Source organism: Acetobacter suratthaniensis (genome assembly GCF_017377745.1).
GTDB classification, from domain to species: domain Bacteria; phylum Pseudomonadota; class Alphaproteobacteria; order Acetobacterales; family Acetobacteraceae; genus Acetobacter; species Acetobacter suratthaniensis.
In genome coordinates, this window is record NZ_JAFVMG010000003.1 from 173,054 (window position 1) to 186,867 (window position 13,814).

At 59.0% G+C, this 13,814-nt stretch carries 13 protein-coding genes; 9 read left to right on the forward strand and 4 right to left on the reverse strand.

The window, feature by feature from the left end; genetic code table 11:
• The first annotated feature begins 304 nt into the window (after nucleotides 1-304).
• Nucleotides 305-1,507 carry an MFS transporter gene (locus tag J2D75_RS05545; RefSeq protein WP_207853697.1) on the forward strand — a complete coding sequence of 401 codons (1,203 nt, stop codon included), beginning with the start codon at nucleotides 305-307 and terminating at the stop codon, nucleotides 1,505-1,507.
• 111 nt (nucleotides 1,508-1,618) lie between these two features.
• On the opposite strand, the gene J2D75_RS05550 is transcribed toward J2D75_RS05545, so the two are convergent.
• A complete protein-coding gene (locus tag J2D75_RS05550) occupies nucleotides 1,619-3,535 on the reverse strand; it encodes an ABC-F family ATP-binding cassette domain-containing protein (protein ID WP_207853705.1) in 1,917 nt (638 codons plus the stop codon).
• A 134-nt stretch (nucleotides 3,536-3,669) separates the two neighbouring features.
• Here J2D75_RS05550 and ndk point away from each other — a divergent pair, with 134 nt between their 5' ends.
• Together ndk and hpnR are read left to right on the forward strand one after the other, a co-directional pair.
• Complete coding sequence (gene ndk / locus J2D75_RS05555) at nucleotides 3,670-4,092, forward strand: nucleoside-diphosphate kinase (protein WP_141377609.1); 423 nt, start codon at nucleotides 3,670-3,672, stop codon at nucleotides 4,090-4,092.
• 292 nt (nucleotides 4,093-4,384) lie between these two features.
• Nucleotides 4,385-5,926: a hopanoid C-3 methylase HpnR gene (gene hpnR / locus J2D75_RS05560; RefSeq protein ID WP_207853706.1), complete on the forward strand. Its 1,542-nt coding sequence runs from the start codon at nucleotides 4,385-4,387 to the stop codon at nucleotides 5,924-5,926.
• A gap of 34 nt (nucleotides 5,927-5,960) precedes the next feature.
• Here hpnR and J2D75_RS05565 read toward each other — a convergent pair whose 3' ends face one another.
• Nucleotides 5,961-6,602, reverse strand: coding sequence for a hypothetical protein (locus J2D75_RS05565; protein WP_207853708.1), 642 nt, complete (start codon nucleotides 6,600-6,602; stop codon nucleotides 5,961-5,963).
• A 133-nt stretch (nucleotides 6,603-6,735) separates the two neighbouring features.
• Between J2D75_RS05565 and J2D75_RS05570 the strand changes: the two genes are divergently transcribed.
• The gene (locus J2D75_RS05570; RefSeq protein WP_207853710.1) at nucleotides 6,736-6,948 is read left to right on the forward strand and encodes a heavy-metal-associated domain-containing protein; all 213 of its coding nucleotides are present in this window, start codon (nucleotides 6,736-6,738) and stop codon (nucleotides 6,946-6,948) included.
• A 149-nt stretch (nucleotides 6,949-7,097) separates the two neighbouring features.
• Nucleotides 7,098-7,394 carry a hypothetical protein gene (locus tag J2D75_RS05575; RefSeq protein WP_207853712.1) on the forward strand — a complete coding sequence of 99 codons (297 nt, stop codon included), beginning with the start codon at nucleotides 7,098-7,100 and terminating at the stop codon, nucleotides 7,392-7,394.
• Nucleotides 7,395-7,462: 68 nt separating this feature from the next.
• Here J2D75_RS05575 and J2D75_RS05580 read toward each other — a convergent pair whose 3' ends face one another.
• Nucleotides 7,463-8,026 carry an HNH endonuclease gene (locus J2D75_RS05580; RefSeq protein ID WP_207853714.1) on the reverse strand — a complete coding sequence of 188 codons (564 nt, stop codon included), beginning with the start codon at nucleotides 8,024-8,026 and terminating at the stop codon, nucleotides 7,463-7,465.
• 193 nt (nucleotides 8,027-8,219) lie between these two features.
• On the opposite strand from J2D75_RS05580, the gene gluQRS reads away from it, so the two are divergent.
• The 4 genes from gluQRS (at nucleotide 8,220) to J2D75_RS05600 (ending at nucleotide 12,725) form a co-directional block, all read left to right on the forward strand.
• Nucleotides 8,220-9,182, forward strand: a complete 963-nt coding sequence (gluQRS, locus tag J2D75_RS05585) for a tRNA glutamyl-Q(34) synthetase GluQRS (RefSeq protein WP_207853716.1) — start codon at nucleotides 8,220-8,222, stop codon at nucleotides 9,180-9,182.
• 198 nt (nucleotides 9,183-9,380) lie between these two features.
• Nucleotides 9,381-10,583 (forward strand): pyridoxal phosphate-dependent aminotransferase, encoded by a 1,203-nt coding sequence (locus J2D75_RS05590; protein ID WP_207853718.1) that lies wholly within the window; start codon nucleotides 9,381-9,383, stop codon nucleotides 10,581-10,583.
• 4 nt (nucleotides 10,584-10,587) lie between these two features.
• Entirely contained in the window at nucleotides 10,588-11,793 is a 1,206-nt protein-coding gene (locus tag J2D75_RS05595; protein ID WP_207853720.1) for a pyridoxal phosphate-dependent aminotransferase, read from the forward strand.
• Complete coding sequence (locus J2D75_RS05600) at nucleotides 11,787-12,725, forward strand: DMT family transporter (RefSeq protein ID WP_243428527.1); 939 nt, start codon at nucleotides 11,787-11,789, stop codon at nucleotides 12,723-12,725. The genes J2D75_RS05595 and J2D75_RS05600 overlap by 7 nt, the downstream gene beginning before the upstream one ends.
• Nucleotides 12,726-12,752: 27 nt before the next feature.
• On the opposite strand, the gene J2D75_RS05605 is transcribed toward J2D75_RS05600, so the two are convergent.
• Nucleotides 12,753-13,796 carry a GGDEF domain-containing protein gene (locus tag J2D75_RS05605; RefSeq protein ID WP_207853722.1) on the reverse strand — a complete coding sequence of 348 codons (1,044 nt, stop codon included), beginning with the start codon at nucleotides 13,794-13,796 and terminating at the stop codon, nucleotides 12,753-12,755.
• Nucleotides 13,797-13,814: the final 18 nt, after the last annotated feature.

Sequence of the window (13,814 nt, forward strand, 5' to 3'; positions counted from 1 at the left end):
CAGCGCATCCACCTGTTTGGCTGTGGGTGCGGTGCCCGGCGCTACGGGCGCAGCCGCTTTGTCCGGGTCATGATGGTGTGCCTCATCCGCTACGGTTGCATGAGACGGAGAGGCAACATCCTCTGACGGTCTGGAAGGGTGTTCTGAAGACATGCAAAAAGCTCTTTCGGAAAGGCGCGGGTCTGTGTAACGGCTGTCTGATACGGTTTGTGGTAGCGCCATATCGTAATTTTTTCTCCAAATTCTTGTTGCCGCGTATCCGCAGTCGAGAAAAAATCTTGTGAAACGGGAGTAAACACCAGGAATGTCCGGTGTAAAAGAAGGAAGCCTCGCGGCGGCCTCCAAGGCTATTTTTGCCCTTGCGGTGGGCACTTTCGCAATCGGTACGGGTGAGTTCGCAGCCATGGGGCTGCTGCCCGAAATGGCGCAGGGTGTGCAGGCCACGATTCCCAGAACGGGCGAGGCCATTTCAGCCTACGCGCTGGGTGTGGTTGTGGGCGCGCCCCTGATTGCGGTTTTTGGCGCGACATTTTCGCGTCGTACGTTGCTGGCCGTGCTTATGGGCTGGTTTGCGGTTACGAACTGTCTGGGCACGCTGGCCGCCACGCTGGGCATGCTTGATCTGGCGCGGTTTGTTACCGGTCTGCCGCATGGCGCGTTCATGGGGGTGGCGGCTCTCGTGGCGGCCGGGTTGGTGGACAGGGGCTACCGTGGCCGCGCCGTTGGGCGTGTTTTTTCCGGCCTGACCATTGCCAATGTGGTGGGCGCTCCCTTTGCGACCTATGCGGGATCGTATTTCGGATGGCGCCTGTCTTATGTACTGATCGGGCTTGTGGGGGCGGTCTGCTGCCTGATGGTTATGGCATGGCTCCCGTATGACCCGCCGAACAAGGCGCGCTCCGCCCTGTCCGAGCTACAGGCGTTTACCCGCAAACAGGTATGGTATGTCATGGGTACCGTGGCGGTTGGCTGCGGCGGCATGTTCTGTGTGTACACCTATTTTTCGGTCACGTTGCAGGATGTAACGGGTGTTCCGGTATGGGGTGTGCCGCTGTTTCAGGCTGTGTGGGGTGTTGGCATGTGTACCGGCGCATGGGCTGGTGGCCATCTGATGGATAAAAGCCTGAAATGGACAGCCATTGGCGCGTTTGTGTGGAATGCACTGGCGCTGGGGCTGTTTTCGCTCGTGGCCACCAATATGTGGCTGACGGCTCTGGCCGTATTCATGCTGGGCGGTGGTATTGCGGTTGGCCCGGCCATGCAGGTGCGCCTGATGGATGTGGCAGCCGATGCCCAGACCCTTGCCGCCTCCATGAACCACGCGGCCTTTAATCTGGCTAATGCGCTGGGGGCATGGCTTGGTGGGCTGGTGCTGACAGCGGGCTTTGGCGCAGCGGCAACCGGCTGGGCTGGTATGGTGCTGTCGGTTATCGGGCTGGTGCTGTTCGTGCTGTCTTTGGCGGCAGAGCGGCGGGATAATAACCGGGCTGCCGCACTGGCGGGCTAAACCGGTTATGCTGGCTCTGTCATTGCCTTGCGGGGTGGGGCAGAGCTTACCGGCCCGGTTTATGGGGCAGGTGAAGGCAGGCTCCGCCCCATTGGGGGCCTGGCTATAGGCTCAGCCCTCCGGTGTGTTGGCGGCTTCTTCCATTTCGGTTTGTGCGCTCAGCCAGCGCTCCTCGGTTTCGTCCTGCTCGCGTTGCAGGGCGGCAAGGCGGGTATTGAGTTTTGTGACCTCTGCGGCCTTGCCTTCGGCATACAGGCCGGGGTCGGCCAGAGCGCTTTCGAGTTTGGCGCGCTCATCTTCCAGCTTGGCCAGTTTTGTTTCCGCATCCTTGATGATCTTGCGCAGTGGTGCCTGTGCCTTGCGGGCTTCGGCGCGTTCACGCCGGTCATCTTTGCGGTTGGTCTGCGTGGCTGCGCTGTCCGTATCGGTGCGCTGGGTCGCGCGGCCTTTGTTGGCGGCGCGGGCACGCTCGGCCAGCCATGTGCGGTATTCCGCCATGTCGCCATCAAAAGGCGTGACCTTGCCATCCGCCACCAGCCACAGCCGATCCGCCACCAGTTCGACCAGATGCGGGTCATGGCTGATGAGCACCACAGCCCCTTCAAAAGCTGACAGGGCGCGAATCAGCGCATCACGCGCATCGAGGTCGAGATGGTTGGTCGGTTCGTCCAGCAGCAGAAGCTGAGGGGCGTCGCGCGTGGCAAGGGCCAGCAGCAGGCGGGCTTTTTCGCCGCCTGAGAGGTCACGCACGGGGGTTTCCGCCCTGTCGACATCCAGACCGAAGCGGGCAAGCTGGGCGCGTACGGCGGGCGGTGTGGCCTTGGGTAGTGCGCGGCTCATATGGTCTACGGGGTTTTCATCCAGCCGCAGTTCCTCGGCCTGATGCTGGGCAAAATAGCCAACTTTCAGCCGGGGGTTACGCTCCACCGTGCCGCTGATCGGTTCCAGCCTGCCTGCCAGCAGTTTGACCAGTGTGGACTTGCCGTTACCGTTCGCCCCCAGCAGGGCGATGCGGTCTTCCATATCCAGCCGCAGCGACAGGCCTGACAGAATGGGGCGCCCTTCATACCCCACGCTGGCGCGGCTCATATTGATGATAGGTGGGGGCAGACCTTCGGGTTCGGGAAAGGCGAAGCGTGTGGGGGTGTCTTCCACCACGCTTTCGATCACGGGCAGTTTTTCTAGAGCCTTAAGCCGGGCCTGCGCCTGCCGGGCCTTGGTGGCCTTGGCGCGGAAACGGTCTACAAAAGACTGCATATGCGCGCGCTGGGTGGCGATTTTTTCCGCCTGCCGGGCCTGCTGGAGTGCTTGCTCGGTACGGATTCGTACGAAGTTTTCGTAGCCGCCGGGGGTCAGGCTCAGCTTGCCCTTGTCCAGATGGGCAATGGCATCCACGCACGAATCGAGCAGGCCGCGATCATGGCTGACAATGAGAGCCGCCCCGGCGAATCGGCGTAGCCAGTCTTCCAGCCAGAGTGTTGCTTCAAGGTCGAGATGGTTGGTTGGTTCGTCGAGCAACAGCAGGTCAGGCTCAAGAAACAGTGCCGTAGCCAGCGAGACGCGCATGCGCCACCCGCCCGAAAAGTCCGAAACGGGGCGGGCCTGCGCTTCGGTATCGAAACCAAGCCCCGCCAGCACTGACGCCGCACGGGCGGGGGCGCTATCGGCCTGAATGGCGCGCAGCCGCTCATGGATTTCGGCAATGCGCTGCGGGTCGGTTGCGTGTTCAGCTTCGGCCAGCAGGGCTGTGCGCTCCTCATCCCCCGCCAGTACGGTTTGCAGGAGGGAGCCAAGGTCTGCCGGGGCTTCCTGCTTGACGCGGGCCATGCGCGCACGGGCAGAAAGGCGGATTTCGCCCCCATCGGGGGTGATATCTCCCGCTATGGCGGCCAGCAGGGTGGATTTTCCCGCGCCGTTGCGGCCGACAAGCCCAATTTTGCGTCCCGGTTCAACGGATAGACTGGCGTTATCCAGCAGCAGGCGGCCTGCCATGCGTAAGGATAGCTCGGAGATGACAAGAAGGCTCAACGCGGTTCCCGTTATTTGATGGAATCGTACATTACATTCTGTGTGGTACCTACCAGCCTTGGCCGATATGCTCTAGATGGAGGCGTGAACGCCGCCCCCGGGCGGATAGAGACAGCAAGACAGGAGTAAGGCCGATGGCCAAGGAACGCACGCTTTCCATTATCAAGCCCGATGCAACCCGCCGCAACCTGACGGGCAAGATTAACGCCGTGTTTGAAGATGCGGGCCTGAGCATTGTTGCCCAGAAGCGCGTCCAGCTGACCCCCGCGCAGGCTGGTGCTTTCTATGCCGTGCATAAGGAACGCCCCTTCTACAACGATCTGGTGTCCTTCATGATCTCCGGCCCGGTTGTGCTGCAGGTGCTTGAAGGCGAAAACGCCGTTGCCAAGAACCGCGATGTCATGGGCGCGACCGACCCCAAGAAGGCCGAAGCCCACACCATTCGTGCGCAGTTTGCTGAAAGCATCGAAGCAAACTCCGTTCACGGTTCCGACAGCGCTGAAAACGCGGCTAACGAAATCCGCTTCTTCTTCGCGGAAACCGAAATCCTGCCGTAAGGTTCTCTCTGCCGGGTTTTTCCCGGCGGGACACCCTGCGAACGGGCGCTTTCCAGCCATGCTGGAGGCGCCCGTTTTGCGTTTATGGGGCTGCCCACGCTGTGGAGCCTGCCTAGATCATGCTCTGGTGCATGGCTGGTAAAATCAGGCCGCACACGCATGGGTGATGCCTGTCTGGCAGGCACGACAAGCGGCGCAGATCGTTTCTATACTACCGAACGGAAAAAACTTTGGCCTGACACCGGGCAGCCGTTGACTGCGCGCCACTGTCAGACCGGCAGAGAGGGGTGTCATGAAACTTCTGGCCGTTCATCCGAGCGCACTGATGTACACGCGGGTTTTTCTCAGGCTGGAGCCTTTGGGGCTGGAGCTTGTGGCGGGGGCGGCCCGTCAGGCTGGCCACGATGTGCGGATTATCGATCTTCAGGTGGAAACGCATGAGGATTTCTGGAAGATCATGGATGATTTCCAGCCTGATGCGGTCTGTTATTCGGGGAGTTATCTGGCCAATGTGCCTGAAATTCTCGATCTGTGCCATGCAGTACATTATCGTAACCCTTCCACGGTGCAGATCATAGGCGGGCATTCCGTTTCCTTTATTGCCAAGGACGTGCTTGATCTGGCGGAAGGTACTGTCACCTGTATTCTCAAAGGTGAGGGCGATGCCACCATTGGGCCGCTGCTTAACGCCATGCGCGATGGACAGGACCTGCTGGAAGTGCCGGGTGTTGTAACCCTGAAGGGCGAAGGCCCAGCCCCTATTTTTGTTAAATCGCTGGATGATGTGCGCCCCGCGCGCGACCTGCTGCGCCACCGCAACAAGTATTTTATCGGCACGCTGGACCCCGCAGCCTCCATCGAGTTTGCGCGCGGCTGTCCGTGGGACTGTACGTTCTGTTCCGCCTGGACATTTTATGGCCGCTCCTACCGTACCGCCAGCCCGCAGGTGATCGCGGATGAACTGGAGGAAATCAAGGAGCCGGGCATCTTCATTGTTGATGACGTGGCCTTCGTGCATGAAGAACACGGTATGGCTATTGCCAATGAAATCAAGAAGCGTGGGATCAAGAAGGAATACTATCTTGAAACCCGCGCGGATGTGCTGCTGCGCAACAAGGAGGTGTTCAAGGTCTGGAGCGAGATCGGGCTGTCCTATATCTTCATCGGGCTGGAAGCGGTGGATGAAGAAGGGCTGAAACAGTTCCGCAAGCGTGTCTCGCTCGACAAGAATTTCGAAGCGCTGGAATATGCCCGCTCGCTGGGGCTGATTGTTGCCATCAACATTATTGCCGATCCCTCATGGGATAAACAGCGTTTTGAAACTGTGCGCCAGTGGTGCCTCGAAATACCGGATATCGTGAATATTTCGGTAACAACGCCGTATCCGGGTACGGAAATCTGGCACAAGGAAGCGCGTCGCCTGACCACACGTGATTATCGCCTGTTCGACATTCAGCACGCAGTGCTGCCCACAACCCTGCCGCTGCCCGAGTTTTATGAAGAGCTGGTCAAAACCCAGCAGGTGCTCAACACCAAACATATGGGGTGGGAAGCCCTGAAGGATACGGCGGGTATTGCTGTGCGGCTGTTGAGGAACGGGCAGACAAATTTTGTCAAAATGCTCTGGAAATTCAATTCGGTTTTCAATCCAGAGCTACAGCTTGCCGACCATCAGCGTCCGGCCCGTTACCTGATGCCTATCCAGCCGGAAGCGGTGGACACTATCTCGCGCTCTGATCTGTATGTACATGGGCCGGGCGGACGCAAAACCCGTGCTCTGGACGATGATACAGAGCAGTTTGTCGATACCACCCGTATGGGGGCAGAGGCCTGATTGGCAAAGGCTGTCCCCAGCAGGCCCGGAGCCTTCAGGCCAGAAAAGGCCATAGGCTCTGGGCGGTGTAGGTTTCAGCCACCAGACTGAATGGTAAGCCTGCCCGCGTGCGTAAAAGCGCTGTGTGGCGGAACAGATGCGTTGGCAGGCCAATGGTATTGCCGGGGCTGGCGGTCTGGTTATCATCCGGTGTGGGGCGCAGAGCGTGAAGCTGTGTGCAGGACAGATTTTTTTCCGGCAGAGGCCACCACAGGCTCTCGCGGGCAAGGGTCTGGCGGAAGAACTCAAGAGCCCGCACCGCACGGCCAAAGGGAATATCCGTGGTGTCGAGTGCCTGCTGCATGTCGGTGTCCAGCCGGTCGGCCCTGTACCAGTTTTCAGCTTCGGATAGGACAAGCGGGCCGCAGGTCATGCGGATTTTGCGGTAGTGCAGGGTGGCGGGCTGGCCCAGCAGCGGGGCAAAAGCGGCCGGGCAGGGTGTGGCTGGCTCATCTGCCCGTTCTACCCGCAGCGGGCTTGCGAGAGAGGTCTGTGCCATCCAGTCTTCCAGCGCACGGGTGGCGCTGGGGGCGGCTAGCAGGGCGTTTTCAAGGCGGGAGACCAGCACGGCCAGATACAGCCGGTTGGTCAGGGTATCGGGTAGGGGAGTGGGCTGGTTGGGCGGTGTCTGGGTCATCGCGACAGCATACCATGTCCGCTTGCGGCGGGGAGGGGGCGTTGCCTGTTTCCTGCCGGGGTGAAGTTGCGCTACAATAAGGATACGAACGGCCTGAATGGTGCCCCGTTATTTTTGAAGGGAAGTGGATGTAATGAGTTCCAGCACGACAAGTTTCATGGTTGACGGCATGACCTGCGACGGGTGCGTGTCCGCCGTGAAGCGCGCTCTTGCCGCCATTGATGGTGTTGAGTCCACGGACGTCAATCTGGCGAGCAGCGAAGTGACGGTTACCTATGACCCGGCGAAGGCTGGTATTTCCTCTCTGCGCAACGCCATTCGTGGGGCGGGGTACGAGGTAGGCTGAAAACGCCGCCGTGCCATGCGTTGACATGGCACGGTGCAGGCGGCCCGGCGGCTGGCGGTAAGCGGGTGGACATGCCACCATGCGCGGCATGGCGGCCGTGCCGTGGGCATGGCGGGAACAAGGCACAACAGGGGCGGACAAGGGCCACAATGCGTAAGACGACAACACTGGGCCTGAGCATTCTGGCCGTGGGCGGTATTCTGCTGGGCGGCTGTTCGTCCGAAATCGGGCGGTTGCCGTCTGATACGGATGTTTCGTGTCTGCGTAAGCAGATGGCCGGGCCGATGTTCCTCAGCTTTCCGCTGGCGGCCAATACCTGTCAGCGCCTGACCAATCATGGCCTTGTGCTGGGCGAAAAAAATGCCAAGCTGATCCCGCTCAACCTCAAAGGGGCGCCGGATTTGCAAAAGCTCGCACAGGAATACGGCTACAGCTACACGCCCTGAGCGTAAGCTTTGATGCTGGGCGTGCCTTCCGTAATGGAGGCGGCCCAGTATGGTGGTGGCTGGTGGAATCAGCTTTCGAGTTCGGTATCCCAGTAAAGATAGTCGCACCAGCTTTTATGCAGGTAGTTGGGCGGAAAGGCGCGGCCGTTTTCCTGTAGTTCCCACGAGGTTGGGCGTGCCGGAGGGCGGCGGGGGATCATGCCGATTTTCTGGGGCATGTGCGGGCCTTTGCGCAGGTTGCAGCAGCCGCAGGCCGTGACTACATTTTCCCAGCTTGTGCGCCCGCCCTTGCAGCGTGGAATAACGTGATCAAAGGTCAGTTCGGGCGTGGGGTAACGTTCGCCACAATACTGGCAGGAAAAGTTGTCACGCAGGAACACGTTGAACCGCGTAAAAGCCGGTTTGCGGGCCGCGGGAATGAAGTCTTTCAGGGCAATGACACTGGGCAGGCGGAAGGTCTGCCTTGGTGAGCGCACCTCGACATCATATTCGTTCAGCACTGACACACGATCAAGGCACACGGCCTTTATGGCATCCTGCCACGACCACAGGGAAAGAGGAAAATAGGAGAGTGGCCTGAAGTCGGCATTGAGAACAAGGGCCGGAAAATTCAGAGTACTGCCATCCGCCAAGACGCGTCTCCCTATCATGCTCGGGAACGCCGCCAGAGATGGCCGTAAAACTCGGGGAACGGCCATTCAGGCGATACGTCGTCGAGATAATTACTGCTCCCAGTATTGCAGAGCTTCGGGTGTGTGGCAAGAAAGCGCAAAGAAACGGTAAGGGAATACGGTCTGTGTACTGGTATTTTTCGGCATAAAAACCATGAATTTTCCATTACATTACAATGGTGTTACACAGAACGGGCCGCTTTGCGGCTGGCGTACGCGCTTTGCCCCCAGCCCCACCGGGTTTTTGCATCTGGGCCATGTGGCTGCGGCCCTGTTTGGCTGGCGCTACGCTCAGGAGGGGGGCGCGTGGCTGATCAGGCTGGAGGATATAGACCCCCAGCGGTGCAGGCCGGATTTTGCCATCAACCTGCTGGATGATCTGGCCTGGCTGGGGCTGCATTCAGCAGAGCCGGTGCTGCGCCAGTCGGAGCGGATGGCCACCTATGGGCAAACGCTGTTGCGCCTGCAGGCGCTGGATGTGCTGTATCCATGCTTTTGCACCCGTTCTGACATCCAGCGAGAACGGGCGGGCATGATGTCCGCCCCCCATACAGCTCCAGATGGGAGCGCAGTCTATCCCGGCACATGTCGTGCCCTGCCAGCCGCCGAACGCGCCCGGCGGATTGAGGCCGGGCAGCCTTACGTATTGCGGCTTGATATGGCGCGGGCCTGCGAGCACGTTCGGCAGCAAGAGGGCGCGCGATGGCCCCTGTGCTATCACGACCTGCAGCGCGGCGCGGTAACCTGCACGCCCGAACGGTTTGGAGATGTGGTGCTGGCCCGGCGTGATGTTCCGGCATCCTACCACCTATGTGTCAGCCATGATGATGCGGTGCAGGGCATTACACTAGTGACACGGGGGGAGGATCTGCGGCCTGCAACCGATCTGCACCGGTTATTGCAGGCCCTCATGGGCTGGTCGGTTCCGGCTTACGCTTTTCATCCTCTGTTATGCGATGCGCAGGGCCGCAGGCTGGCCAAACGGGCAGGTGCGCGATCCATCCGTTCCATGCGCGAGGAGGGGTTAAGCCCCGAGGCAGTGAAAGCTCTTGCCGGTATGGCTGATATGCTGCCCGCCGGTGCGCCGGTGGCCGGGCCTGCGTCAGAAGCGCGGTAAAAGGCGCTCAGTCAGAACGGGTTGTGGTAAAATCAGTGCGTGCGGTGGAAAAAAGCACCCAAGGGCTGAAATCGTATATTCCGCGCGCCCGCGAACATGATTAGTGTGCCGCAGTCATAACAGACCGCAGGGACAAGCCGGGAGCATGGGTGCCCGCCCCCGCGTGTCTGAAGTAAACGTGTTGGAAAGTAGGAAGCCATGAGCATTGTCGCTGACCGCATGACCAGGATCAGCCCGAGCCAGACCATCGTTATTTCAACGCGCGCCCGCGCGCTGAAAGCCGAAGGCCGCGACATTATCAGCCTGTCGGCGGGCGAGCCTGACTTCCGTACGCCCCAGAACATTGCCAGTGCGGCCATAGCCGCCATTGAAGCGGGGCAGACACGCTATACCGATGTCGCGGGCACTCCTGAACTGCGTCGTGCCGTGGCTGAGCGTTTCCGGCTGGATAGCGGGCTGGATTACAAGCCTGAGGAAATTATTGTTTCCACTGGCGGCAAGCAGGTCATCTACAATGCCATGATGGCAACGCTCAACCCCGGTGACGAAGCCATTATTCCCGCACCGTGCTGGGTGTCCTATCCTGATATTGTCACGCTGGCTGAAGGCGTGCCCGTTATCGTGCCCTGCCGCCGCGAAAACGGCTTCCGCCTGACGGCCGAGGAGCTTGAGGCCGCCATTACGCCGCGCACGAAGTGGTTTTTCCTGAACTCTCCGTGCAACCCCACCGGTGTGGCCTATTCCGCTGAGGATCTGCGCCCGCTGTGCGATGTACTGCTGCGCCACCCGCATGTGTGGATCTTTACGGACGATATTTACGCAAAGCTGGCTTATGACGGCTTCCGCCCCGCTACTTTTGTCGAGGTAGAGCCGCGCCTGCGTGAGCGTACCGTCACCATGAACGGCGTGTCCAAGGCTTATGCCATGACCGGCTGGCGCATCGGTTTTTCAGGTGCGCCCGTGGCGGTTACCAAAGCCATGAACACCTTGCAGGGGCAGTCCACCTCCAATCCCTGTTCCATCGCGCAGGCGGCAGCGCTTGAAGCGTTAACTGGCCCGCAGGATTTTATCGGCGAGATGGTGTCGGTCTATCAGGCCCGGCGTGATCTTGTGGTGTCCATGCTCAATCAGGCGCAGGGCATGCAGTGCGATACGCCGCAGGGTGCGTTTTATGTGTTTCCCAATATTGAGGCCTGTCTGGGTAAAACCTCTCCCGGTGGGCGGCTGATGGCTACGGATGAAGACTTCGTAGGGGCTTTGCTGGAAGAAGAAGGCGTGGCCGCCGTGCATGGTTCGGCCTTCATGTATCCGGGGTATCTGCGTATTTCCTACGCAACGGATACGGAAAGCCTGCGCGAAGCCTGCACGCGTATCCAGCGTTTCTGCGCGGGTGTGAACTAGGCGCATGGCGCGGGTTTTCGCTGATCGTCTCAAGGGGCTACCGGCCCCTGCGACCATAGAAATGGCGGCCCGCGCCCGTGCGCTGCGTGCGCAGGGTGCGCCCGTTATTTCGCTGGCGTTGGGTGAGCCGGATTTTGCAACGCCTCCGGCGGTTGTGCAGGCCGCACATGAGGCGGCACTGGCCGGGCAGACCAAATATCCACCTGTTGATGGCACGCCCGCGCTCAAGGCGGCGGTGGCGCGCAAGTTCGCACGGGATAACGGACTGGACTACGCTCCCTCCGAGATCATGGTGTCCAACGGGGGCAAGCAGGTCATTTTCAATGCGTTCATGGCCACGCTTAATCCGGGGGATGAGGTGGTGGTGCCCGCGCCATACTGGGTCAGCTATCCGCTGATTGCCCGCATGTTTGGGGCAAAACCCGTTTTTGTACCTTGCCGGGAGGAAGACGGTTTTCGCCTGCGGGCCGATGCGCTGGCTCAGGCCATGGGGCCACGCACGCGCTGGCTGGTGCTTAACTTCCCCTCCAATCCGACCGGGGCTGTGTGTACGCAGGCTGATCTTGAGGCGATTGCCGAGGTTCTGCGCGCCTATCCCGATACGTGGATTCTGTCTGACGAGATTTACGAACATCTGGTTTTTGATGGTGCGCGCGCGCCTTCAATTGCGGCTGTCGCGCCAGATCTGAAAGAGCGCATCATTACGCTTAACGGGGTTTCCAAAGCCTATGCCATGACCGGCTGGCGCGTGGGGTTTGCCGGAGGGCCAGCCGACCTGATTGCCGCCATGCGCGGAGTGCAGGGTAACGCGACATCGGGTATCTGCACCATTGCGCAGGCGGCTGCCGCAGCCGCGCTGGATGGCCCGGCTGATCTGGTGGCGGATATGGTTGCGGTTTATAGCCGCAGGCGGCGCATGGTGGTGGAAGCCCTTCAGGCGGTACCGGGGCTGACCTGCGCCCTGCCTGCGGGTGCTTTTTACGCCTATCCCGGCGTGGCGGGCTGTCTGGGCCGCCGTGCGGCGGGCGGGCGATTGCTGGAGAGCGATCTCGATTTCGCGCAGGCGCTGCTGGAAGAAGAATACGTGGCCACCGTGCCGGGGAGTGCTTTTGGGGCTTCGCCCTACCTGCGGCTTTCCTGTGCGACCTCGGACGAAGCGCTGGCTGAAGCCTGTGCGCGTATCAGCCGGTTTGTCAGTGGCTTATGCTGAATGAGGCTTCGGTGATGGAAGCCGCCCGTGCAGGGGGTAATACCCCGCGCGCACGTGGCTTTCTGCCCGAGCTGGTTCTTATTATTACGGCGGCGTTGTGGGGCGGCACCTTTCTGGTGGTGCAACTGGCAGAGCAGCATACTGGCACGCTGTTTTTTGTCGCGGCCCGCTTCCTGACAGCCGGAGGGCTGACCTGCCTGCTGTTTGCCCGTGCCCTGCCGGGGCTAAACAGGGCGGAATGTGTGGCGGGTGGGGTTATCGGCGTTGTCATGTTCGGTGCCTACACTTTGCAGACATGGGGCCTGCGCAGCATTTCCAGCAGTCAGTCCGCTTTTATTACCGGTATGTATGTGCCGGTGGTGCCGTTTGTGCAGTGGCTGTTCAGCAAGCGTGCGCCGCGTCTTGCCGGGTGGTTGGGCATAGGCTGTGCGTTCTGTGGGCTGGTGCTGCTGACAGGCTGGCGGCAGATTGTCAGCCTGCAACTGGGAGCAGGTGAAGTCGGAACCCTGATTGCCGCAGCCCTGATCGCGCTTGAAATTGTTCTGGTCGGGTATTTTGCCCGGCCCGGTCTGGATAGTTTTCGCATGACCGTGGTGCAGCTTCTGGTTGTGGGGGTGTTGGCCCTTTGTGCAATGCCTCTTGCGCACGAGGCGGTACCGGTTTTTTCATGGGGCTGGGCGCTACCGGTGCTGGCGCTGGGTGGCTTGAGCGCTGTGATTTACACGGCCATGAACTGGGCGCAGCAGACGGTTTCCCCTACCAGAGCCACGGTTATTTACGCGGGCGAGCCGGTCTGGGCGGGGCTTGTCGGTTGGCTGGCGGGGGAGGCCCTGCCCATGCGTGCGTTGGTCGGGGCCGGGCTGGTGGTGCTGGGCGTTCTGGTAAGCGAAGTCAGGTTGGGTAAAAAAAACGCGGGAGATAACGCGGGTTAAAGTGTTGCCTGTGTGTGGTGGCGGCCTTTAATCGCTGGCAGGGCTCTCCTTATAAAAACATATGCCATTCAGGCGCTGTTTTTTCATCGTATAAAGACTGATATCCGCACGGTTCATCAGTATTTTTTGTGTTGCGCCGTTTTCTGGAAAAAGAGAAATGCCAATGCAGCAGCCAACGCTCAGCAGGTTGCCATCTATACGGTTAGGCTCCACGACAACGCTGTACACTTTCTCTGAAATGGCTTCGATTTCAGAAATATTTTTATAATTTGCCAGAATAATGAACTCATCCCCACCCAGTCTTCCTAGAAAATGGCTGGTGTTTTTAAAGGCGGCTCTCAGTTTCTCGCCAATGGTTGTGAGAACTTCATCGCCAGTCAGATGGCCATAATTGTCATTTATATCTTTGAAATTATTCAGATCAATGATCATGCAGGCAAAGGTTGCCTGTGTTTGTCCGTTTTTTTCAATCAGTGTTTTGAAATGGTCGTTCAGCGCATTTCTGTTGGCTAAATTTGTCAGATTGTCGGTGTAAGCGATTTTTTGCAGATAAGATAACTGTTCACGGTTTTTATAATAATCTGTCAGATAGCCTACGATGCACGACCATAGAATAATAAACGACAGGATTAAGAAAATGGAACTCGCTCCCGCACCGTCTTTTGGTGGAGTTACGGTGTAATGGGCAAGAAAATATTTGTCTGAAATATGATAAATTGAAATGAATGTGCCAATTATTGCGCCAGCTATGTAATTTGCATATAAAAAACCAAAATCTATTATTTTTATTGCGAGATAAAAGCCGAAAACAAGAAGGGCGTAGGATAGGAGAGAGTAAAGAAGGCTGAAGTTGCTGCTTTCAGCACCAAAAATCTTGATCAGAACAATATGATGGATGATCCATACACTTGTTGCCATAAAACAGGGTATGGCTGCTTTTATAAGTTTTCTGGCTGGGCTGGTCGTTTGTATACCCCGCTCGTACAGGGCGCCGGATAAAGCCAGACAAGCAGATATAAAAGAGATTATTTCCAAGCTTGTCATGCTTTTCAGGTTTAATGGAAAGGCCATATAACAGCCTCTACCATT

Bases quoted from the DNA above. Each gene is read 5' to 3' on its own strand.
- J2D75_RS05600 (WP_243428527.1), top strand. From the start codon at position 11,787: ATGCTGAATGAGGCTTCGGTGATGGAAGCCGCCCGTGCAGGGGGTAAT.
- J2D75_RS05565 (WP_207853708.1), bottom strand. From the start codon at position 6,602: ATGACCCAGACACCGCCCAACCAGCCCACTCCCCTACCCGATACCCTG.
- gluQRS (WP_207853716.1), top strand. From the start codon at position 8,220: ATGAATTTTCCATTACATTACAATGGTGTTACACAGAACGGGCCGCTT.
- J2D75_RS05570 (WP_207853710.1), top strand. From the start codon at position 6,736: ATGAGTTCCAGCACGACAAGTTTCATGGTTGACGGCATGACCTGCGAC.
- hpnR (WP_207853706.1), top strand. From the start codon at position 4,385: ATGAAACTTCTGGCCGTTCATCCGAGCGCACTGATGTACACGCGGGTT.
- J2D75_RS05575 (WP_207853712.1), top strand. From the start codon at position 7,098: ATGCGTAAGACGACAACACTGGGCCTGAGCATTCTGGCCGTGGGCGGT.
- J2D75_RS05590 (WP_207853718.1), top strand. From the start codon at position 9,381: ATGAGCATTGTCGCTGACCGCATGACCAGGATCAGCCCGAGCCAGACC.
- J2D75_RS05605 (WP_207853722.1), bottom strand. From the start codon at position 13,796: ATGGCCTTTCCATTAAACCTGAAAAGCATGACAAGCTTGGAAATAATC.
- J2D75_RS05595 (WP_207853720.1), top strand. From the start codon at position 10,588: ATGGCGCGGGTTTTCGCTGATCGTCTCAAGGGGCTACCGGCCCCTGCG.
- J2D75_RS05545 (WP_207853697.1), top strand. From the start codon at position 305: ATGTCCGGTGTAAAAGAAGGAAGCCTCGCGGCGGCCTCCAAGGCTATT.
- ndk (WP_141377609.1), top strand. From the start codon at position 3,670: ATGGCCAAGGAACGCACGCTTTCCATTATCAAGCCCGATGCAACCCGC.